The following is a 19,653-nucleotide window of genomic DNA, read 5'->3' as shown; positions in this document are numbered from 1 at the left end:
ACTTCTTTTCCTTTTGTATCGATAACCACTGAAAAAAGGAAGGCTTGCTGCTTTCGTATCGAAAGAAGGAGAAAGATGAAGGAAGAAAACAATGTTACCGATCTTAGCAAAGTAATTGCCTATGCCGAAAGTATTTTGGGGAATGATTACACAGGACATGGGTTTGATCATGTCAAACGGGTGGCGGGCTTAAGTCAAGCTATCATCGATGCCGACGAATTGGCGGTTGATCGTTTTGTCGTACAGGCAGCAGCTTACTTGCATGATACGGTGGATGACAAAGTTGTGGCGGATGTCACAGCGGCTTATGCCGAAGTGCGAGTTTGTTTGACTGCAGCAGGGGCAAGTGAAGCACAAACGAAAGAAATTTTTTCTATTATCGAAAATCTGTCTTTTTCAAAAGAACTTTTGCAAGGCGCACAAGTTGTCTCAGTAGAAGGCCGCGTCGTTCGTGATGCAGATCGTCTCGATGCTTTAGGTGCGATCGGTATTTTACGGACGAGCTATTTTGGTGGCAGTCATCAACACCCGATCCATGTCAGTGACTTAGCCCCAAAGACGTTTCAAAATCATGAGGATTACCGAAAAGGGACGACGGTGATCAATCATTTTTATGAGAAACTATTTTTGCTCCCTGAAAAGATGAACACGGATTATGGCAAAAAAGAAGCTCAGCGACGCGTGGCTTTCATGAAGGATTTTTTAGAAGAATTCTATGCAGAATGGGATGTCTAACTTTGTTTAGAGTTTTTTAAACTGCAATTCGATTATTTCCTTTTTCCTTTATTGTTCTTTATAATAGTAAGTACAAAGGAGGGATGGAAATGTACTACCAACAGGCATTACAACCGAGTGAACTATTGCCAGCGATTTCCAATTCAGGGGAATGTTTTTTTGTCATTCGGGCTGAGCTACCCATCCGGCAATATCAAATCGCAGTCTATCTTTACGACGATCAATTCTTTTTGTTGCAAGATGATCGCTTGTTTGATCAAATCGAACAAATCTCTAGTGAGACATTAGGGGACGAGGAAGAGATTTTACCATTTATCGAAGAAGCGTTGGAAGAAAACCATTATTTATTAGTGGAAAAAGCGTTTATTCGTTTAGATCTATCTACTTTACAAAAGATGACCGATCTTACTAGTTTCGATATCTTGTTTTATGAATTTTTTGATTCATGGGGGGAAGAAGAATGAAACGGACTGAATACGTAACACTCCAAGACAAAACATTGATTGACCTATTCCAGCAGTTAGGAGAGGATGTTTCGAATCTCGAGCTGATCGATGAAGAAAAGAATATCGATGTGGTGGTTGTGTCGAATAGTGACTGGCAATATTTATTGGAACAAGTCAATGATGATGTAAAAGAATCTTTTGCTGATACGTCAGAGACAGACCTGGATGAAGAACTAGCCGACGAATAAACGCTTTTTGTGGTTGATAAACTGTTTTACTACGGGAGTGGTGGTTGGATCTTTTGAAGGGATTTAGCAATCTAGGCAGCTTACCAAAAAAAATACGAAGCGATCTCATTTCCCATTAAGAGGAACAGGATCATTTCGTATTTCTAGGTAGGTTGCTTTTATTTTGTCCGCAGACGAACGTTTTTGACTTTTAGATAGCCGCGAATCAAGTTGAGAATAAGTAAAAGAATGCCCACAATCAATGGAATCGCTAATAAGTAGGGCGAGTAAAGGTGGGTTTCTTGCACGTGTTCAAGAGAAGTTTTCTCCACTTCATTGATGGCTTGTTGAATGACTTGTAAACTAAATCCAGTCAGAAAACCAGCAATGATGAATAGGGCAAATCCTAAGTAGGGTATATCGGAAGACCGGCGAAAAAGAGCAAAAGCTACATATAAAACCAAAAGGAATGCCGGTACGCCAAAGGCAAAATAGGGATTTAACATGGTTTTTTAACCTCCTTTTCTTTTATGATACTCCAAAATTTACGTTTTGGGAAATAGCGTGTAAGATAAAAAGAAAACGTGAAGGAGTTCTTTATGTCCGCTTATATTACCCCAATAAAGGTTGCTCTGCTGGTTTTTCCATTTCTAGCATTGGCGATATCAATGATTTTTTTTGTTATCCAATATCGAAAATACGGTCGTTTTATCTTTTCTCGTGCACTGGTTCTTTATTCGTTTGTCTTCTATTTATTATGCGCCTATTTTTTAGTTATTCTGCCATTGCCCTCGATTGAAGAGGTAGCTCATATGACTGGTCCTAAGATGGAATTGCAGCTAGGAGCATCCTGGCACCATTTTGTCCAACAGACGGTCTTAAATATCCACGACCCGCAAACCTATCTTCCTGCCATGAAGCAGGGGGTCTTTCTCGAACCACTCTTTAATTTATTGTTGACCTTGCCTTTCGGCGTTTACTTACGTTATTACTTCAAGTGTTCTTTTCTGAAAACGCTGGCGATTACGTTTTGTCTGACGTTGTTTTTTGAATTGACTCAGCTGACAGGACTTTATTTTATTTATCCCCGTCCTTATCGCTTATTTGATGTTAATGATCTCTTTGTCAATACACTAGGAGGATTGTTGGGGTGGAGCATTGCCCCGCTATTTACGTTCTTATTGCCATCAAGAGAAGAGATGGATGCCGATTCATACGCCAAAGGTACTCGGGTAACCGTAACCCGAAGGATATTTGCTTGGTTGATCGATTGGGGAATACTGAATGTGGTCAGTTTCATTGTGGTGATCGCTGTTCGTTTGCTTACTCAACAGACGGTACGAGACTTTAGTGGGGACTATTGGTACTTTGCTCTTGAAGTATTACTGTACTTTGTGTTGTTTGCTTATCTTGCCAAAGGACAAACGATTGGAAAAAAACTCGTACGAATCAAAATCATGCAAGAAGCCCGTCAGAGGGTCAGCTTGGCTGCGTTATTGAAACGTTATGGTTTGTTTTATCTGATTTATGCCAGCATCAGTCGGGTCAACATCTTTTTTGCACCGTTTCTTGATTCGGATAATACGCTGCTTCTGGTCGTCAGTTTATTGATGGTGGTCATTTTTGGCTTGATCCAGTTTGGCTTTTACATGAATCTCTTTTGGGCTGCAATAAAAAAAGAAAGCCGCTTTTTCTATGAACGCCGCAGTGCAACGTATACAATTAGCACGATTGATCCAAAACCCGTGACAAAAGAAAGTTAGGAAATCAAGGCAACATATGCTATAATCCAAAGGATGCTAAAAGAAAGAAGGTGTTTGAATGTCTTTTGAGTCATTTAAATTTCAACCATTTATTTATGAAGCACTTGCTGATAAAAAGTTCTCTAATCCAACAGAAGTGCAAGAAAAATTGATACCTGTTATCCAAAAAGGCCGTAGTGTTGTTGGACAATCTCAGACTGGGAGTGGTAAGACCCATACATTTTTACTGCCATTGATGGATAAAATTGATGCCGAAAAAGATGAAGTGCAAGTCGTGATTACTGCACCGAGTCGTGAATTAGCCACACAAATTTATCAAGCCGCAAAACAGATCGGCGGGTTTCATGATCCGGAGATTCGTGTGTCAAATTTTGTTGGAGGAACGGATAAACAGCGCCAATTGAGCCGTCTGCAAAATCAACAGCCCCATGTCGTGATTGGGACACCTGGTCGTATCTTGGATATGATCAACGAACAAGCCTTAGGGGTTCACACTGCCAATGTATTTGTCGTGGATGAAGCAGACATGACCTTGGATATGGGCTTTTTGGAAGAAGTCGATCAAATTGCGGGGCGTTTGCCTGAGAAACTACAAATGCTGGTTTTCTCCGCAACGATTCCAGAGAAATTGCGCCCATTCTTGAAAAAATACATGGCCAATCCATTGATCGAAGAAATCAAATCGAAAGCAGTCATCTCTGATACGATCGAGAATTGGTTGATTTCTACCAAAGGGAAAAATACCAATAAATTGATCTATCAATTATTGACTACAGGCCATCCCTATCTTGCCATCGTTTTTGCCAACACGAAGAGCCGTGTGGATGAAATTACGGATTACTTAAAGGAACAAGGCTTAAAAGTAGCGAAGATCCACGGCGACATCAGTCCTCGTGAAAGAAAACGGATCATGCGCCAAGTGCAAAATTTGGACTACCAATATGTTGTCGCAACAGATTTAGCTGCGCGAGGAATTGATATTGAAGGGGTTTCTCATGTCATCAATGCCGAGATTCCAGCTGATTTGGATTTCTTTATCCACCGTGTTGGTCGGACCGGTCGAAATCAAATGGATGGGACCGCGATCACTTTATATGATCCAAGCGATGAAGGGGCAATCCAAGCCATCGAAGATCTAGGGGTTGTTTTCCAACCGAAGGAAATCAAAAATGGCGAGATCGTTGCGACTTACGATCGGAATCGTCGGCAAAAGCGGGAAAAATCTCGTGACGAATTAGACCCAACCTTGATTGGCTTAGTCAAGAAAAAGAAGAAAAAAATCAAGCCTGGCTACAAGAAAAAAATTCAATGGGCCGTTGATAAGAAGAACAAAGAAAAACGGAAGATCGAACGTCGTCAAACGACTCGAACCGCCCGCAAAAACAAGAAAAATTCGAATAGCTAATGCTTACCAAAACAGCAGTCAAGGAAGAGAACTACTCTTCCTTGACTGCTGTTTTTAATTGTTTGGTCATTTCTACACACAATACGCCATCTTCAGCATAGGGTTCAGATGTTTTTTGATACCCACAGGATTCATAAAACGCACAAGCGTCGATCTCTGCGGATAACACTGATTGGAGGGCACCCTCTTGGACACCACGCATTTCGAGATAATGCAATAATTTGGTGCCGTATCCTTGGTGCCGAAAGGCCTTAGCTACGCAAAAGCGATCAGGTTGCAGAGTGTTCGGTGTAGAGAATTGATAGCGAATGGTAGCGATCGGTGTGTTTCCATCAAGCCAAAGAAAGTATGGACAGGTTTGGTCTTTTTCATCAAATTCCCATTCTGCCGGAATGTGCTGTTCTTCTACAAAAACGGCTTGCCGCAAGGCGAAAACCGCTTGTAGCATCCACGGACTGCGTCCAAAATAAAGCATCAGCCGTTTTCCTCCTTTTTCGTGGTATACTCGTTATATAGTAATTGTAGCAGATGAGAGGAGAAATGACGTGGATTTTTTTGAGGCGTTACAATGGTCAAATTGGAAGACACTGTCCTTTGAAATCAAAGAACAGCTGATCCAGCAAATTTTAATGTATTTTGTCAGTCCTTTAAAGGAGATCACCGATGTCCATTTTAGTCAGTTGACGTATGCAGGATTGAAATGTGCTACCTTTGAATTAACGATCGATGGCGAAGACTTTGTCTTTATACCAGGGAATTCTGAGGCGATCTTAGGTTGGGATCTCGGTGTGCAAGGGTTACCGGCTACTTGCTGGAGTAAAAATTGGCAGTCACCACCCAATGAGATCATTCGCCAACTGGAAACAATCTATGAGTTAGAAACCAGCCAGGATTGGGGGATTTTTGTCAATGAGTCGACGAGCCCTTTGCGTAAAGCTGTGATTGATCCCATGCTAGTCCAAAAAAGTTCTCTGCCTGCTGGCGCAAGGTATATCGGGCAGTTAAATACGATCACTGGGGAGTTTCACGGGTTAGTCGATCAATTCAGTGTTTTCGAAAAAGAGCTAAAGGCACAATTCACAGCACCAGCGTCCTTTGAGGAAAGCTTGCGTTGGGAATTACCCGCTTTTTATCACGAAGAGAATCGCTATTTTGCTGCACTAGAGCCGTTATCGGAAACCTATCAGTTATTTACCCACGAATCCGTCAGTCAAACAGAATTGAAACAGCAGTTAGATAAACAAGGCTTTCAGCTGCTTTCAGAGGATCAATGGGAATATGTCTGCGGTGCTGCTACTCGGCGACTTTTTCGCTGGGGCAATGAAAAGTCTTGCGACGATGGTGTCTCTTTGCCAACCGCTGAATTGCTTGAACCGAATTTATTTGGCTGCACCTATGGGCTTGCGGATGCGTGGGAGCTGACAGATGGCTTGTCTTTAAAAATGGAGAACTGGCAAATTTGTGGGCATCCCTTATTCGATGCCTTGCCTTATGCCAGTTATTACCGTTCACGGAAAATGCTACAGCCAGATCAAAAGCTTTCTCCGCAGAGCTATCGTTACCGCAAAGCGATTCTGATCAATAAAGACCGGATTTGAGGATTGACTTTTTCGACACATTTCCTTATACTTTGAATGACGAAGGATATGGTCGGTTTGATGATTCATTACAGAAAGTTTTTCACTGCTGAGAGAAAAACATGAATTCAGACGGATTGCTCCCTTTGGTGCTCAACTGTAGCAGAAATGTTGCCGTCCACTCCGCGTTAACGAGTCTAAGAGGTAATGAGTCACATCATTGCAAGCAAGGTGGTACCGCGTATCGACGTCCTTGCTCTGCAATGGTGTTTTTTTATCGTCAAAACGACTCTACAGGCATAAGAGCGCCTTACCAGCAATTTTGTCAGCCCCTGTATCTTAAGCGAACACAGAAGAAAGTAGGAGAATAACGTGAAACAATTATCCAGTGCAGAAGTACGCCAAATGTTTTTGGACTTCTTTCAATCAAAAGGTCATTCAATTGAACCAAGTGCGTCCCTTGTCCCAGTCAACGATCCAACCCTATTATGGATCAATTCAGGGGTGGCAACGCTAAAAAAATATTTTGACGGCAGTGTTGTTCCTGAAAACCCAAGAATGACCAATGCGCAAAAATCAATTCGGACCAACGACATCGAAAACGTTGGGAAAACAGCAAGACACCATACGATGTTTGAAATGCTAGGAAACTTTTCGATCGGCGATTATTTCAAAAATGAAGCGATTCATTGGGCATGGGAATTTTTGACTTCCCCAGAATGGATGGCTTTTGATCCAGAAAAGTTATATGTCACGGTTTATCCAAAAGACACAGAAGCAAAACGGATCTGGGCAGAAGAAGTCGGCTTAACACCAGAGCATATCGTTGAGATTGAAGACAACTTTTGGGACATTGGTGCAGGACCATGTGGACCGGATTCGGAGATTTTCTATGACCGTGGTCCTGAGTTTAATGACGTAGCGGAAGATGATCCCGAAAACTATCCTGGTGGCGAAAACGAGCGCTATTTGGAAATCTGGAATCTGGTCTTTTCAGAATTCAATCATCAACCAGATGGCTCCTATGAACCACTACCACATAAAAACATTGATACGGGGATGGGGCTGGAACGAATGGTTTCCATTGTTCAAAATGCACCAACCAATTTTGAAACAGACTTGTTTCTGCCGATCATCAATGCAGTGGCGGATTTAAGCGGTCGTGTGAACTACGGCGACAGCAAAACGACAGATATCTCCTTTAAAGTGATTGCAGACCATATCCGTGCGCTTTCTTTTGCGATCGGCGATGGGGCACTTCCTTCAAATGAAGGCCGTGGCTATGTTTTACGTCGTTTATTACGTCGTGCAGTCATGCATGGGAAAAAATTAGGGATCGATGCTGCCTTCTTATACAAATTAGTACCGATCGTTGGCGAGATCATGGAAAGCTACTATCCTGAAGTACTAGAGCAGCAAGAATTTATTGAAAAAGTGATCCGCAACGAGGAAGAACGTTTCCATGAAACCATCAATGAAGGGTTAGATATTTTAAATCAAGTGATCGCCCAAGTAAAAGCAGACAACCAAGATACGTTAGCTGGTCAAGATATTTTCAAATTGTATGATACTTACGGCTTCCCAGTTGAATTGACAGAAGAAGTGGCGGAAGACGAAGGGTTGAAAGTGGACCATCAAGGGTTTGAACAAGAAATGGATGCACAACGTGCCCGCGCTCGTGCGGCTCGACAAACGGAGCTTTCAATGGGCGTACAATCCGCTTTATTGACGGATATCAAAGTAGACAGCCGTTTCGTTGGCTATGATTCACTTGAAGCTAACAGTGAATTATTAGTGATCATCCAAGACGAAGCGTTACACGATTCTGTTTCGACAGGTGAAGCAAAACTGATTTTTGCTGAAACACCATTTTACGCAGAAATGGGTGGACAAGTTGCGGATACAGGCACGATCGTAGCAGAAGATGGTACGATCGTAGCGGAAGTGACGGATGTCAAAAAAGCACCGAACGGTCAGTTCTTGCATACTGCTACAGTCAAAGCGCCACTACAAGAAGGCGTGAACTATTTCTTACAAGTGGATCAGCATCGTCGCAATAAGATTATCAAAAATCATACGGCGACTCACTTATTGCATAAAGCGTTAAAAGAAGTATTAGGTAGCCATGCGAACCAAGCAGGTTCATTAGTTGCTCCAGGACATTTGCGCTTTGACTTTAGTCATTTCGGGCAAGTGACCAGCGAAGAACTGAGCCAAATGGAACAAATCGTCAACCAAAAAATTTGGGAAGCCCTCCCTGTTGTGACGATCGAAACGGATATCGATACCGCAAAAGGCATGGGAGCGATGGCACTCTTTGGTGAAAAATATGGGCATGACGTTCGCGTCGTCAATGTTGCCGATTGGTCGATCGAATTATGTGGGGGAACCCATGTGGCAAATACGGAGGATATCGGTATTTTCAAAATCGTTTCTGAATCAGGGATCGGTGCTGGTGTTCGTCGGATCGAAGCCGTGACTAGTCAAGAGGCCTATACGTTATTGCATGAAGAAGAAACGCAATTAAAAGCAATCGCAGGAATCGTTAAATCTGCCCAATTAAAAGAAGTCGTTGCCAAAACAGAACAACTGCAAGCGCAGCTACGGGAATTGCAAAAAGAAAACGAAGCTCTTGCCAGCAAGTTAGCAAATCAGCAAGCAGGGGATGTTTTCAAAGATGTCAAAGAAGTAAATGGTCTGCGTCTAATCACAGCGAAAGTGACTGTTAAGGACATGAACCAATTACGTCAACTAGCCGATCAATGGAAACAAAAAGACCATTCTGATATTTTAGTGTTAGCTACCGCGAATGATGGCAAAGTGAATCTTTTAGCTGCTATGAACAAAGTAGCCAATGAAAAAGGATTGAAAGCGGGCGATTTGATCAAAGAGATCGCACCTAAAGTTGGTGGCGGCGGTGGCGGCCGTCCTGATATGGCACAAGCCGGCGGGAAGAATCCTGAAGGAATCACAGCAGCACTTGAGACCGCAGCAGCGTGGTTAACTGCCAAGTAAGCACACTATGGTTGAATCTGTACCCGCGAGTTCCTTTCCTTCTAAGAAGATAGGTGAAAGAGGAGCGTAGGTCTTTAACACATTCCTTTTTTGAACGAAGATGACGGAGGGGGAGACCCTTCCGTTATCTTTTTCCTTTTTTCCTACGTGTTATCTGAAAATGCGTTTGATAATTGAAGGGAATTCGCTTTTTTTTCGAAAAAACGATACGAATAGTTGTTTAATTGAATTCCTTCGGGGTAAAATAAGAAAGATGGTTTTTTGAGAGGGTGATGATTTGCTAAACTTTTTTTTAAATCGTAGCAAAAAAAATGGTGTCTACGAACGTACAGCCATCGGGAAGTTAGCAGGTAGCCTCGGGTTGCTTTCCAACCTCCTATTATTTGCCGGAAAATTTATCATTGGCTTATCTGCACAATCTGTTTCGATTATGGCCGATGCCATCAACAGTCTTTCAGATACAGCCTCGTCTATTTTAACATTGATCGGTTTTCGGATCTCGGCGAAACCAGCCGACAGTGAACATCCATATGGACATGAGCGATTTGAAGCCATCAGTGGGTTTGTGGTATCTTTGATCATCACGTTTGTTGGCGGTCAATTTCTCATCAGCTCTGTGCAACGCATCATGGAACCGACGAGTATCCGTCTTTCACCACTATTGTTTATCGTTTTGGTTTTATCGATTTTGATCAAAATCTGGCAGGGAGCGATGTACCGCAAACTGGCGAACCTGATTGGCTCTCAAACACTTAAAGCCAGTGGGCAAGACAGTCTCAACGATGTGTATACAACGGGTGCGGTTTTGTTTTCAGCGACGATCGAGTGGTTGACTGGCCTACGTATCGATGGCTTTGTCGGCTGTCTGATTGCCTTGTATATTTTGATTAGCGGAATCAAAATGATTCGTTCCTTTATCAACGAATTATTAGGGGCACGCCCAACGCAAGAAGAAGTAGCTGCCATGGAGCAGCGCTTGGATCACTATCCGACGATTCTCGGTTACCATGATTTACTGGTTCATAATTATGGACCGAAAAATCGCTTTGCCAGTGTGCATATCGAAGTGGATGAAACGTGGTCTTTACGAGAAGCGCATGAGGTGATTGATGCTATTGAACAAGATTTTCGCCAATCTTTAAAGGTCGACCTTGTCTGTCATCTTGATCCAGTACCAATTCAAGATCAGCAGTATCGGTATTTAAAAAAAGAAGTGTCAAAGATCATTCGCTTCGTTGATCCGCAGTTACGGATGCATGATTTTCAGGTCAAAGGAGATCTGTTGGCGTTTGATTTAGTGATTCCCGCAAAATCGGCGTATAGTGATCAAGAAATCGAAGAAATGCTGAAACAAAAAATCAAAGAAACACTAGGGGACTATGAATTGAAGCTTGCTTTCGATCATAGTTACCTATTATAGGGTTACTGGATATAGGAGGAAACTATGATAAAAATGGATATGAGCATGATTTCCACGGTATTATTGGCACTTTTGTTTATTAATACGATTGCTGCCTTTATTACTGTTTTTCGGAAACCACGCTCGATTGCAAGTGTCTTTGCTTGGATGATGACGTTGGTATTCATCCCCGGCATCGGGTTTTTGTTGTACTTGTTTTGTGGTCGGGGGATCGACGGAGAAATTATTTATAAATTTAGTGAGCACCACCAAAGTAGGATCAATGAGTTGAATCAAATCATCAAAGTGCACAATTATTCTTTTCCTGAACATCCTTACTCAGATGACAATCATCTATTAGAGCGCTATTTTAAGAACCTTGATGAATCGCCCTTGACTAAAGGAAACAAAGTAGAATTTTATACAGATGGAAAAGAAAAATTTGCAGCATTGTTTGAAGACATGAAGCAAGCAGAAGATAATCTGCATGTGGAATATTATTCGTTTTTTAATGATGAGATCGGTGGCCAATTTCTGTCTATCTTGATCGATAAAGCCCGTGAAGGTGTTGAAGTGCGTTTGGTCTATGATCCATGGGGGTCACCGAAAGCCAATCGGAAATTCTTTCAACCGTTGATTGATGCCGGTGGAAAAGTCGTGCCTTTCATCACTTCGAAGAACCTGATCCGTAACACACGATTGAACTATCATCTACATCGAAAAATCGTTGTGATCGATGGTCAAATTGGGTGGACTGGCGGCTTTAATGTCGGCGATCAATATTTAGGGAAAAAGGCCAAATTTGGCTATTGGCGAGACACCCATGCGAGAATCGTAGGTACTGCCAGTTTTACACTACAAGAGATTTTTATTCGTGACTGGAACGCATCTGTAAAAAAAGAAGAGGATCAACTGGAATACGAGGATCGCTACTTTATTCTACCGCCGAAAGAGCTCTCTGGAAATGTTGATTTGCAGATTGTCGCTGATGGTCCTGAAAGTGAGACCCAAATTCTCAAAGGCGGTTTTGTAAAAATGATCTTAGCTGCCAAAGAATCGATTTGGATCCAAACGCCTTATTTGATTCCTGATGACAGTATGATGAACGCATTGGAAATTGCCATCCACTCAGGTGTAGACGTCCGAATCATGATCCCATGTATGCCTGACCACCCATTCATTTACCGGGCAACACAGCATTATGCCAATTATTTGCATCGTCGTGGTGCAAAAATCTACATCTATAACAATGGTTTCCTCCATGCGAAGACGGTCATGATGGATGATACCATTAGTTCCTTTGGGACGACAAATCAAGACATTCGGAGTTATGCCTTGAATTTTGAAGTCAATGCTTTTGCCTACGATCACGATGTCACACAAACGTTGAAAGGCTTCTTTAAAGAGGATATGGCGCAATCCACATTACTGACGGATGAAATTTTAGCTAAGCAGTCTTACTGGTTGCGCTTCAAACAAAACTTCTCTCGGTTATTGTCTCCGATCCTTTAATTTCAACGCCTTTGCTAATCCTTGGCGTGCCAAATGGTCGGCACCTTTGTTTTGGCTCTCAGGGATCCATTGGATGATCGCTAAAGGGAACTGTTTCAACAAGCATTGAATTTCCGTTAAATAATCAGAAAAAGCAGGGTTTTTGGTATAATTCTTGTCGATAGTCTGCGCAACGACTTTGCTGTCGGTATAGAGCATAATCGTCTGTTCCTGTAACCCTTTGTCAATCAGCAGCTGCAACGCGTTTACCATCACAGCGAACTCTGCTTGGTGGTTGGTTGAATCAGGTAGCGGAAACGCAATTTGCTCATGCAGATCAGTACCGACAATGACGATTCCACCGCCACTAGGGCCGGGGTTGCCTTTCGTGGAAGCATCAAGATAAACTTTTAACATTGTCTCACCCTTTTTTGATATGATAAAGATAGTATACTAGAAATTTTATGTTGTGAGGAACTTTTATGAAGCGTAAATTGTATTGGCAACCGGAAGCTGCTACAGCGATCATTTATTGGTCGTTTACTATGATGATATTATTTATCAGTTTGATTCTTTCGTTAGAAAATACCAGACCTTATTGGAAAAGCAACCTCGTTTTAGCCGTCTTTTTCTTTTTTGTATGGTTAGGTATTCATCGAAGCATGCTCATCAGGAATGATTTGCTCCTTATTCGCTATGCCCGCTTATGGAAGAAAAGCCTTGTTTCTTTACCTGAGATAGAAAAATGGCAAATTGAAAACCATTTAATAAGCATTACCGATCATCAAAAAACGTATACCTTCACGTTGCGTAAAAAAGATGTGGTATGGTTAGAAACTTTTTTTCAAGAAAAAATCCCTGAAAAAAGGGTGCAGGTCGAAACCAACGAGTAATTCATAGAAATCTAGAAAACAGCGATCACTCCTTTTGGCGGTACAGCCTTAGGAAGGACGTTGTTTTTTGTTTACATAGAGGATTCGGCAAACTTCTTGTAAAAGTGTGGAAAATCTCTCTTTCTTTCTGAATAAAATCAAGTATAATAAGAGCATAGCAAACAAAATACATTTTAAAGTGCTAAATAGTTCGTGAATTGAGGGTAAAAATGAAATCAGATATCGAAATTGCACAAGAATCAACGCCTAAACCGATTATTGAAATTGCTGAACCACTTGGTTTAACAGGGGATGACCTGGAACTTTATGGCAAATATAAAGCAAAAATCGAATGGTCGGCAATCAAAGAAAAAGCAAACAAGCCGTTAGGTAAGCTTATTTTAGTCACAGCCATCAGCCCGACACCAGCAGGGGAAGGTAAATCAACGGTGACCATCGGACTTGCGGATGCCCTGAATCAAATCGGGAAACAAACCGTCATTGCTTTGCGGGAGCCATCATTGGGCCCAGTAATGGGCATCAAAGGCGGCGCCACCGGCGGCGGCAAAGCACAAGTTCTACCGATGGAAGACATCAACTTACATTTCACAGGTGATATGCATGCGATCACGGCTGCCAATAACGCCTTGTCTGCGTTGATCGACAATCATATCCAACAAGGCAACGAATTAGGGATCGACGGACGTCGGGTCACATGGAAACGCGTTGTCGATTTGAATGATCGAGCGTTACGACAAGTGATCGTCGGTCTAGGGGGACCGTTACAAGGCGTTCCCCGAGAAGACGGTTTTGACATCACCGTTGCTAGTGAAATCATGGCGATTTTGTGCTTGGCAACAAGCATTGATAATTTAAAAGAGCGATTAGGAAAGATTTTAATTGGTTATTCTTTTGAGAAACAACCAATTTACGTAAAAGATTTGGCGGTCCAAGGTGCTTTAGCCTTACTTTTAAAAGATGCCCTCAAACCGAATCTCGTTCAAACGATTGAAGGAACCCCTGCGCTGATCCATGGCGGACCTTTTGCGAATATCGCCCATGGGTGTAACAGTGTCATCGCAACCGAGACGGCTTTGCACTTAGGCAAATACACGGTGACCGAAGCTGGGTTTGGTGCTGACTTAGGCGCAGAGAAATTTCTTGATATCAAAACACCGAATTTATCAAAGGCACCAGATGCGATCGTAGTGGTAGCAACGATCAGAGCACTGAAGATGCATGGTGGGGTCGCTGTCGCTGATTTAGGGACAGAAAACTTAAAAGCATTAGAGCGAGGCTTCAGTAATTTAAAGCGTCATGTTGAAAACATGCGTAAATATGGTATTCCAGTTGTCGTTGCGCTTAATGAGTTCTCACAAGACACAGAAGCGGAGCGAACATTAGTCGAAACCTTGTGCCAGCAAATCGACGTCACCATCGCACGGACAGCCGTTTGGGCAGAAGGTGGCGCCGGTGGAACGGATCTAGCAAAAGCAGTGGTTCAACTAATCGAGGAAAAACCCGCCAACTATCATCGCTTGTATACCGACGATTTGCCTTTAGCGGATAAAGCTTCTTTGATCGTGCGGGAAATCTATGGAGGAGCTGAGGTTGAGTTTGCACCAAAAGCCAAAGCGCAGTTACAAAGCTTCAAAGAGCAAGGCTGGGATCAGCTGCCGATTTGTATGGCAAAAACCCAGTATTCATTCAGTGATGATCCAAAGCGATTGGGCGCACCAGATGACTTCACAGTAACGATTCGCGAATTCGTGCCAAAATTAGGTGCTGGTTTTATCGTTGCCTTGACTGGCGCCGTGATGACGATGCCGGGACTACCCAAGAAACCTGCGGCCATCAATATGGACGTGACTTCTGATGGCCAAGCGATCGGTCTTTTCTAAAAGAGTGGTCACAAACAAAGCGGGCATTCACTGCGTTTGAAGCGAAAAAACGCAAAGAGGTGCTTAGAAAGGACGGATGCACGCTGCATCCGTCTTTTTCTCGTTCATTAGACGTGATGGAAGATTAAAGTAGGAATTCTTGTTATAATAATCAAGGAAGCAAGTAAAAGTCTATTTTCTTTCTTTTGATAATCAAGTATACTTAACCAATTGAGGTGATCCTTGTCAATGGAGATACAACTGACCAGACGGACTGGCTTTTATGGAATGGGCAGTCCCCTAGAGATTATGCAGGAGAAAAAAAGAATCGCTGCAGTCAATCATCAGCAAACGATTTATTTAGAGTTAGCTGAGCAGACACCGATTCGTGTGCGCATGTTTTTTTTAGAAAGTCAGCCCTTTCAGCTACCACAAGGCCAATCAGCACTCAAGCTGGAGATCGTGATGAATCCTGCGCTTAAAAGAATATATATCGGCTTTTATTTAAGCCTTTTTCTCATGATAGGGGTATTGGGCTTATTATCACTCTCTCTCTACTCGTTGATTTTTGTTGGTGTGTATTTGGTGGCTTATTTTGCCTTTGTTTTGATTTATTTAAAAAAAGCATATCTTATCAAGGAGGTTCCTCATGGCTAGTGGTGCAGATCAATTTTTGAGTAGTTTTAATCGAATCGAAAAGCGTCTTCGTGACGAATTGGATAACCCGCGGAATATGGGGTTTTCTGAAATGGTTCGTCGCTTATCAAAGAGTAAAAATATCAATGTCAGAAGAGCAGAAGATGATCTTTTGCAAATGGCTCAGCTGCGCAATGCCATCGTTCATGAAAAAATTGGTGAGAACTTTGTCATTGCAGAGCCAAATGAATGGGTCGTCAATCGCATTCAAGAAATCGAACGCTCCTTACTGGCACCTGAAAAAGTCATGCCGCGTTTTGCGAAACGAGTGACTGGTTTTGAAAAGCACCTGCCATTACCAGAGTTATTGAAAATCGTTGCCCAAAAGCGCTATTCACAATTTCCGATCTATGATAATGGTCGATTTTTGGGCTTGATCACTTTGCGGATGCTGGGGTACTGGTTAGCGAAAGAAAGCCTCCATGGTGAAATCAAGTTGACAGGCAGAACGGCAGATGAATTATTAGCAGGAGATGGGAAACGATCGAATTATTGTTTCGTGTCGGCTGAAACGACCATCGTAGAAGTGGAAGAATTGTTTCAAAAAAATGCCCTGCTTGAGGCGGTATTGATTACCAAAGATAAAAATCCGAATGGAAATCTCTTGGGCATCATCCGTCCACGAGATATTTTTAAAGAAGAAAGAGTGGAAAATTTATGATCGCGTTGTTTTTTTTGTTAAGTGCTGTTGTCATTGGCTTGGATCAATGGCTAAAAATTTGGATCGTTGCCAATTATCAACTAGGTGAAACACATTCTCTAATTGACAATGTGTTGTCCCTGACCTATCTTCAGAATACGGGGGCAGCTTGGAGTATTCTAGAAGGAAAAATCACCTTTTTTGCGATCATCACCGTTATCGCGGTTGCTGTCGTTGTCTACCTATTGTTTCGTTACCAAAAAAGCAGTTTGTGGTTTCGCTTCGGACTGGCATTTGTGCTAGGTGGCGCTATCGGAAACTTCATCGATCGCTTGCAGCATGGCTTTGTGGTGGACATGTTCCAGCTTGATTTTATCAATTTCCCAATATTCAATATCGCTGATATGTCATTAGTGTTTGGGGTAATCTTGATTTTTATTTATGCACTGGTAGATGATGTAGCAAAAGGGAAACAAGGAGAATCAAATGGAAAAGCAAATTGAAGTAATCATTAAAGAAGAAAAAGGGCGGGTCGACAAAGTGTTGTCTGAACGCTTGCCTGACCATAGCCGTTCACAAGTCCAACAATGGCTGAAAGAAGATGCCGTTACTTTAGAAGGTGAGACGGTTCGGGCTAATTATAAAGTAAAAGCAGGCGATCACTTGGTCATCCAAGTGCCAGAGCCGGAAGTAGTAGATTTAGAGCCAGAAAATATTCCCTTGACGATCGTCTATCAAGATGCTGATGTGGCAGTCATCAACAAGCCGCAAGGGATGGTGGTTCATCCATCCGCTGGTCATCCGAGTGGCACTTTAGTCAACGCATTGTTGTACCATATGGAGGACCTATCGACGATCAACGATGTTGTTCGGCCGGGCATCGTTCATCGAATCGACAAAGATACGTCGGGTCTGTTAATGATTGCCAAAAATGATCAGGCGCATGAGTCGTTAGCGAAACAATTGAAAGACAAAACCTCGTTACGCAAGTATGTGGCATTGGTCCATGGCAATATCAGCCACGAAAAAGGCACGATCAATGCACCGATCGGCCGCTCGAAAGTCAATCGTAAAATGCAGGCGGTGATTGAGAACGGCAAACCCGCAGTGACGCATTTCACCGTGTTGGAACGCTTTGATCAATTTACCTTGGTGGAATTGCAATTGGAAACTGGACGAACCCACCAAATTAGAGTGCATATGCAATATATCGGGTTTCCGTTAGCCGGTGACCCAATCTACGGACCAAAGCGCACCTTAAAAGGCAATGGCCAGTTTTTACATGCCAAGCTTTTAGGTTTCACACATCCCACAACGGGTGAGTCAATGGTCTTTGAAGCCCCATTACCAGAACTATTTGAGGACACCCTAAAAAAATTACGAAAAAATGATTGATTTTTTTGTGTTGGAACTGTATAGTAATTGTAACAACTAAATAGCTCCTTTAAATGTAGTCCCGTGAGGCTAAGAAGGAATGAGTAAGCAGACGACTCCCGCGCTGGAGATTCGAACCCTTACTAGATGATAACGTGTACCCAAAATCCACAGAATGGGATTTTAGGCAACGATCGGAAAACATGACTCCTACCTCAAGCAGGTAGGAGTTTTTTTATGTTCAAAATTAGGAGGGAACAACATATGGCAGCGAAAGAAGTAGTAGATGCAGTAACAATGAAACGAGCGTTAACGCGGATCACCTATGAAATTATTGAAAGAAATCGCGGCATTGATAACTTGGTGCTGGTAGGGATCAAGACCCGAGGCATCTATATCGCTCAACGGATAGCAGAACGTTTAAAACAACTAGAAGGCGTAGAAGTGCCTGTCGGTGAATTGGACATCACCTTGTACCGAGATGACAAAAAGGCAGAAGATGATCCAGAGATCCATTCATCAGACATCCCGACTACCATTGATGGCAAAGAAGTCATCTTGATCGATGATGTCTTGTTTACAGGACGGACGATTCGGGCAGCTTTGGATGCCATCATGGATATTGGTCGACCAAAACGAATCTCACTCGCCGTTCTAGTTGACCGCGGTCATCGTGAACTGCCGATTCGGGCAGATTTCGTTGGGAAAAATATTCCAACTGCTTTAAGTGAAGAAATTATCGTGGAGATGGAAGAATCAGATGGTTCTGACCGGATCATGATCAATAAAGAAAACGACTAGGAAGAAGAGTGACAGCAACATGCAGAAGCAAGAATTTCGTAATCCAGACGCAGTTTTAGACATCAAAGATCGGCCCAAAGCACTGCCTTGGTTAGGTCTAAGCTTACAACATCTTTTCACGATGTTTGGGGCAACAGTATTAGTTCCGATCCTCGTTGGGATCAACCCCAGCATCGCTTTAGTTAGTTCAGGTATTGGAACATTGGTTTACTTGGTCACAACGAAAGGGAAGATTCCTGCGTATCTAGGCAGCAGCTTTGCGTTTATCGCAGCGATGCAGATGCTGATGAAATCTGATGGCTACCCAGCTATCGCACAAGGCGCCATCACGACTGGGTTGGTTTACGTGATCGTTTCGATGATCATTAAACGTGCCGGTGCAGCTTGGTTGGATAAGATCTTACCACCGATCATTGTCGGTCCTGTGATTATGGTGATTGGATTAGGGTTAGCCGCTAACGCCGCCCAGAATGCAATGTACAATGACTCAGTCTACGATTTCAAGTACATTCTGGTAGCTTTGGCTACCTTAGGATTAACGATTTTCTTCAATATGTTTCTGCGAGGGTTTTTAGGATTGATCCCGATCCTTCTGGGGATTGTGGGCGGATACTTGATCGCCTTAGCAGCGGGGATCGTCGATGTGCAGCCCATCATTGACGCCAACTGGTTTGGCATGCCAAGCTTCGAGATTCCCTTCATTAACTATGAACCTAAACTGTATCTGAATGCAATCACTACGATGGCGCCGATCGCTTTTGTTACCATGACCGAACACATCGGTCATCTGATGGTCTTGAACAAATTAACGAAGCGGAACTTTTTTGAAGAGCCAGGCTTGAACCGAACACTATTGGGAGATGGGTTTGCTCAAATTGCAGCCGGTCTCGTTGGGGGCCCCCCAGTGACAAGTTACGGAGAAAACATTGGGGTTTTAGCAATTACACGGGTCCACAGTGTGTTCGTCATCGGTGGTGCAGCAGTTCTAGCCATCGTACTAGGCTTCGTTGGAAAACTAAGCGCATTGATCTTAAGTATTCCTGGTCCAGTCATCTCAGGGATCAGCTTCCTGCTCTTTGGTGTCATCGCTGCCAGCGGGTTGAAAATTTTGATCGACAACAAAATCGATTTTGATCGTAAGAAGAATTTGATCATTGCGTCAGTGATCCTTGTGGTAGGAATCGGCGGTCTTGTATTCACGGTCGGTACCTTCACATTATCCGCAATGGCGTTAGCAACTGTCCTAGGAATCTTCTTGAATCTTATTTTACCTGACAGCTCTCGCAGCGAAGAAAAATAACTTGTGCCAACTCATCGTTTAAACAGAATCAA

General features: G+C 42.8%; 20 protein-coding genes. 17 read left to right on the top strand and 3 right to left on the bottom strand.

The annotated features are described in order from the left end of the window. Positions 1-75: 75 nt before the first annotated feature. The 3 genes from ACIPK1_RS12030 (at position 76) to ACIPK1_RS12020 (ending at position 1,429) form a co-directional block, all read left to right on the top strand. Complete coding sequence (locus tag ACIPK1_RS12030) at positions 76-735, top strand: HD domain-containing protein (RefSeq protein WP_008379840.1); 660 nt, start codon at positions 76-78, stop codon at positions 733-735. Positions 736-818: 83 nt separating this feature from the next. Continuing rightward, positions 819-1,199, top strand: coding sequence for a hypothetical protein (locus ACIPK1_RS12025; RefSeq protein WP_005236023.1), 381 nt, complete (start codon positions 819-821; stop codon positions 1,197-1,199). Continuing rightward, positions 1,196-1,429 (top strand): hypothetical protein, encoded by a 234-nt coding sequence (locus ACIPK1_RS12020; RefSeq protein WP_005236021.1) that lies wholly within the window; start codon positions 1,196-1,198, stop codon positions 1,427-1,429. Before ACIPK1_RS12025 ends, ACIPK1_RS12020 begins: the two co-directional genes overlap by 4 nt. Positions 1,430-1,587: 158 nt before the next feature. On the opposite strand, the gene ACIPK1_RS12015 is transcribed toward ACIPK1_RS12020, so the two are convergent. Beyond that, positions 1,588-1,914: a hypothetical protein gene (locus ACIPK1_RS12015; RefSeq protein ID WP_005236019.1), complete on the bottom strand. Its 327-nt coding sequence runs from the start codon at positions 1,912-1,914 to the stop codon at positions 1,588-1,590. A 93-nt stretch (positions 1,915-2,007) separates the two neighbouring features. On the opposite strand from ACIPK1_RS12015, the gene ACIPK1_RS12010 reads away from it, so the two are divergent. Next, positions 2,008-3,171, top strand: a complete 1,164-nt coding sequence (locus ACIPK1_RS12010) for a VanZ family protein (protein ID WP_008379845.1) — start codon at positions 2,008-2,010, stop codon at positions 3,169-3,171. A gap of 58 nt (positions 3,172-3,229) precedes the next feature. Continuing rightward, positions 3,230-4,576: a DEAD/DEAH box helicase gene (locus tag ACIPK1_RS12005; protein ID WP_005236016.1), complete on the top strand. Its 1,347-nt coding sequence runs from the start codon at positions 3,230-3,232 to the stop codon at positions 4,574-4,576. Between the two features lie 31 nt (positions 4,577-4,607). On the opposite strand, the gene ACIPK1_RS12000 is transcribed toward ACIPK1_RS12005, so the two are convergent. Continuing rightward, positions 4,608-5,051: a GNAT family N-acetyltransferase gene (locus tag ACIPK1_RS12000; protein ID WP_008379848.1), complete on the bottom strand. Its 444-nt coding sequence runs from the start codon at positions 5,049-5,051 to the stop codon at positions 4,608-4,610. A gap of 70 nt (positions 5,052-5,121) precedes the next feature. On the opposite strand from ACIPK1_RS12000, the gene ACIPK1_RS11995 reads away from it, so the two are divergent. From ACIPK1_RS11995 to cls, 4 genes are all read left to right on the top strand, one after another. Then, positions 5,122-6,174 (top strand): hypothetical protein, encoded by a 1,053-nt coding sequence (locus ACIPK1_RS11995; protein ID WP_005236012.1) that lies wholly within the window; start codon positions 5,122-5,124, stop codon positions 6,172-6,174. Positions 6,175-6,525: 351 nt separating this feature from the next. Continuing rightward, entirely contained in the window at positions 6,526-9,168 is a 2,643-nt protein-coding gene (gene alaS, locus ACIPK1_RS11990) for an alanine--tRNA ligase (protein ID WP_400451001.1), read from the top strand. A 277-nt stretch (positions 9,169-9,445) separates the two neighbouring features. Continuing rightward, complete coding sequence (locus ACIPK1_RS11985; protein ID WP_005236009.1) at positions 9,446-10,588, top strand: cation diffusion facilitator family transporter; 1,143 nt, start codon at positions 9,446-9,448, stop codon at positions 10,586-10,588. A gap of 24 nt (positions 10,589-10,612) precedes the next feature. Next, a complete protein-coding gene (gene cls / locus ACIPK1_RS11980; protein WP_400450999.1) occupies positions 10,613-12,079 on the top strand; it encodes a cardiolipin synthase in 1,467 nt (488 codons plus the stop codon). On the opposite strand, the gene ACIPK1_RS11975 is transcribed toward cls, so the two are convergent. Further along, the gene (locus ACIPK1_RS11975) at positions 12,059-12,475 is read right to left on the bottom strand and encodes a ribonuclease HI family protein (protein ID WP_005236004.1); all 417 of its coding nucleotides are present in this window, start codon (positions 12,473-12,475) and stop codon (positions 12,059-12,061) included. The two genes, cls and ACIPK1_RS11975, sit on opposite strands and share 21 nt — an antisense overlap. 65 nt (positions 12,476-12,540) lie before the next feature. Between ACIPK1_RS11975 and ACIPK1_RS11970 the strand changes: the two genes are divergently transcribed. The 8 genes from ACIPK1_RS11970 (at position 12,541) to ACIPK1_RS11935 (ending at position 19,621) form a co-directional block, all read left to right on the top strand. Continuing rightward, positions 12,541-12,951, top strand: a complete 411-nt coding sequence (locus ACIPK1_RS11970; RefSeq protein WP_400450997.1) for an EbsA family protein — start codon at positions 12,541-12,543, stop codon at positions 12,949-12,951. A 209-nt stretch (positions 12,952-13,160) separates the two neighbouring features. After that, on the top strand, positions 13,161-14,831 hold the full coding sequence (locus tag ACIPK1_RS11965) for a formate--tetrahydrofolate ligase (RefSeq protein WP_400450995.1): 1,671 nt from the start codon (positions 13,161-13,163) through the stop codon (positions 14,829-14,831). Between the two features lie 228 nt (positions 14,832-15,059). Further along, positions 15,060-15,467: a hypothetical protein gene (locus ACIPK1_RS11960; RefSeq protein WP_016611749.1), complete on the top strand. Its 408-nt coding sequence runs from the start codon at positions 15,060-15,062 to the stop codon at positions 15,465-15,467. Next, positions 15,460-16,167 (top strand): CBS domain-containing protein, encoded by a 708-nt coding sequence (locus tag ACIPK1_RS11955; RefSeq protein WP_005235996.1) that lies wholly within the window; start codon positions 15,460-15,462, stop codon positions 16,165-16,167. The genes ACIPK1_RS11960 and ACIPK1_RS11955 overlap by 8 nt, the downstream gene beginning before the upstream one ends. Continuing rightward, positions 16,164-16,649 carry a signal peptidase II gene (gene lspA, locus ACIPK1_RS11950; protein WP_015509729.1) on the top strand — a complete coding sequence of 162 codons (486 nt, stop codon included), beginning with the start codon at positions 16,164-16,166 and terminating at the stop codon, positions 16,647-16,649. Before ACIPK1_RS11955 ends, lspA begins: the two co-directional genes overlap by 4 nt. Continuing rightward, on the top strand, positions 16,633-17,541 hold the full coding sequence (locus ACIPK1_RS11945; RefSeq protein ID WP_400450994.1) for an RluA family pseudouridine synthase: 909 nt from the start codon (positions 16,633-16,635) through the stop codon (positions 17,539-17,541). The genes lspA and ACIPK1_RS11945 overlap by 17 nt, the downstream gene beginning before the upstream one ends. Positions 17,542-17,784: 243 nt before the next feature. Next, entirely contained in the window at positions 17,785-18,321 is a 537-nt protein-coding gene (gene pyrR, locus ACIPK1_RS11940; protein WP_400450992.1) for a bifunctional pyr operon transcriptional regulator/uracil phosphoribosyltransferase PyrR, read from the top strand. A 19-nt stretch (positions 18,322-18,340) separates the two neighbouring features. After that, positions 18,341-19,621 carry a solute carrier family 23 protein gene (locus ACIPK1_RS11935; protein WP_005235990.1) on the top strand — a complete coding sequence of 427 codons (1,281 nt, stop codon included), beginning with the start codon at positions 18,341-18,343 and terminating at the stop codon, positions 19,619-19,621. Positions 19,622-19,653 lie beyond the last annotated feature (32 nt).

Origin of the sequence: Enterococcus sp. NPDC086594 (assembly GCF_044746145.1) — a bacterium.
In the GTDB taxonomy this organism is placed as follows: domain Bacteria; phylum Bacillota; class Bacilli; order Lactobacillales; family Enterococcaceae; genus Enterococcus_D; species Enterococcus_D entomosocium.
The sequence above is the reverse complement of the archived record's forward strand: the minus strand, read 5'-3'. Positions and strand labels throughout refer to the sequence as shown.

Coding starts and splice junctions, on each gene's coding strand:
- ACIPK1_RS11970 (WP_400450997.1), top strand. CDS start 12,541: ATGAAGCGTAAATTGTATTGGCAACCGGAAGCTGCTACAGCGATCATT.
- ACIPK1_RS12015 (WP_005236019.1), bottom strand. CDS start 1,914: ATGTTAAATCCCTATTTTGCCTTTGGCGTACCGGCATTCCTTTTGGTT.
- ACIPK1_RS11945 (WP_400450994.1), top strand. CDS start 16,633: ATGGAAAAGCAAATTGAAGTAATCATTAAAGAAGAAAAAGGGCGGGTC.
- ACIPK1_RS11955 (WP_005235996.1), top strand. CDS start 15,460: ATGGCTAGTGGTGCAGATCAATTTTTGAGTAGTTTTAATCGAATCGAA.
- pyrR (WP_400450992.1), top strand. CDS start 17,785: ATGGCAGCGAAAGAAGTAGTAGATGCAGTAACAATGAAACGAGCGTTA.
- ACIPK1_RS11975 (WP_005236004.1), bottom strand. CDS start 12,475: ATGTTAAAAGTTTATCTTGATGCTTCCACGAAAGGCAACCCCGGCCCT.
- ACIPK1_RS12030 (WP_008379840.1), top strand. CDS start 76: ATGAAGGAAGAAAACAATGTTACCGATCTTAGCAAAGTAATTGCCTAT.
- ACIPK1_RS12000 (WP_008379848.1), bottom strand. CDS start 5,051: ATGCTTTATTTTGGACGCAGTCCGTGGATGCTACAAGCGGTTTTCGCC.
- ACIPK1_RS12020 (WP_005236021.1), top strand. CDS start 1,196: ATGAAACGGACTGAATACGTAACACTCCAAGACAAAACATTGATTGAC.
- ACIPK1_RS12005 (WP_005236016.1), top strand. CDS start 3,230: ATGTCTTTTGAGTCATTTAAATTTCAACCATTTATTTATGAAGCACTT.
- ACIPK1_RS12025 (WP_005236023.1), top strand. CDS start 819: ATGGAAATGTACTACCAACAGGCATTACAACCGAGTGAACTATTGCCA.
- ACIPK1_RS11960 (WP_016611749.1), top strand. CDS start 15,060: ATGGAGATACAACTGACCAGACGGACTGGCTTTTATGGAATGGGCAGT.
- ACIPK1_RS12010 (WP_008379845.1), top strand. CDS start 2,008: ATGTCCGCTTATATTACCCCAATAAAGGTTGCTCTGCTGGTTTTTCCA.
- cls (WP_400450999.1), top strand. CDS start 10,613: ATGATAAAAATGGATATGAGCATGATTTCCACGGTATTATTGGCACTT.
- ACIPK1_RS11965 (WP_400450995.1), top strand. CDS start 13,161: ATGAAATCAGATATCGAAATTGCACAAGAATCAACGCCTAAACCGATT.
- ACIPK1_RS11935 (WP_005235990.1), top strand. CDS start 18,341: ATGCAGAAGCAAGAATTTCGTAATCCAGACGCAGTTTTAGACATCAAA.
- lspA (WP_015509729.1), top strand. CDS start 16,164: ATGATCGCGTTGTTTTTTTTGTTAAGTGCTGTTGTCATTGGCTTGGAT.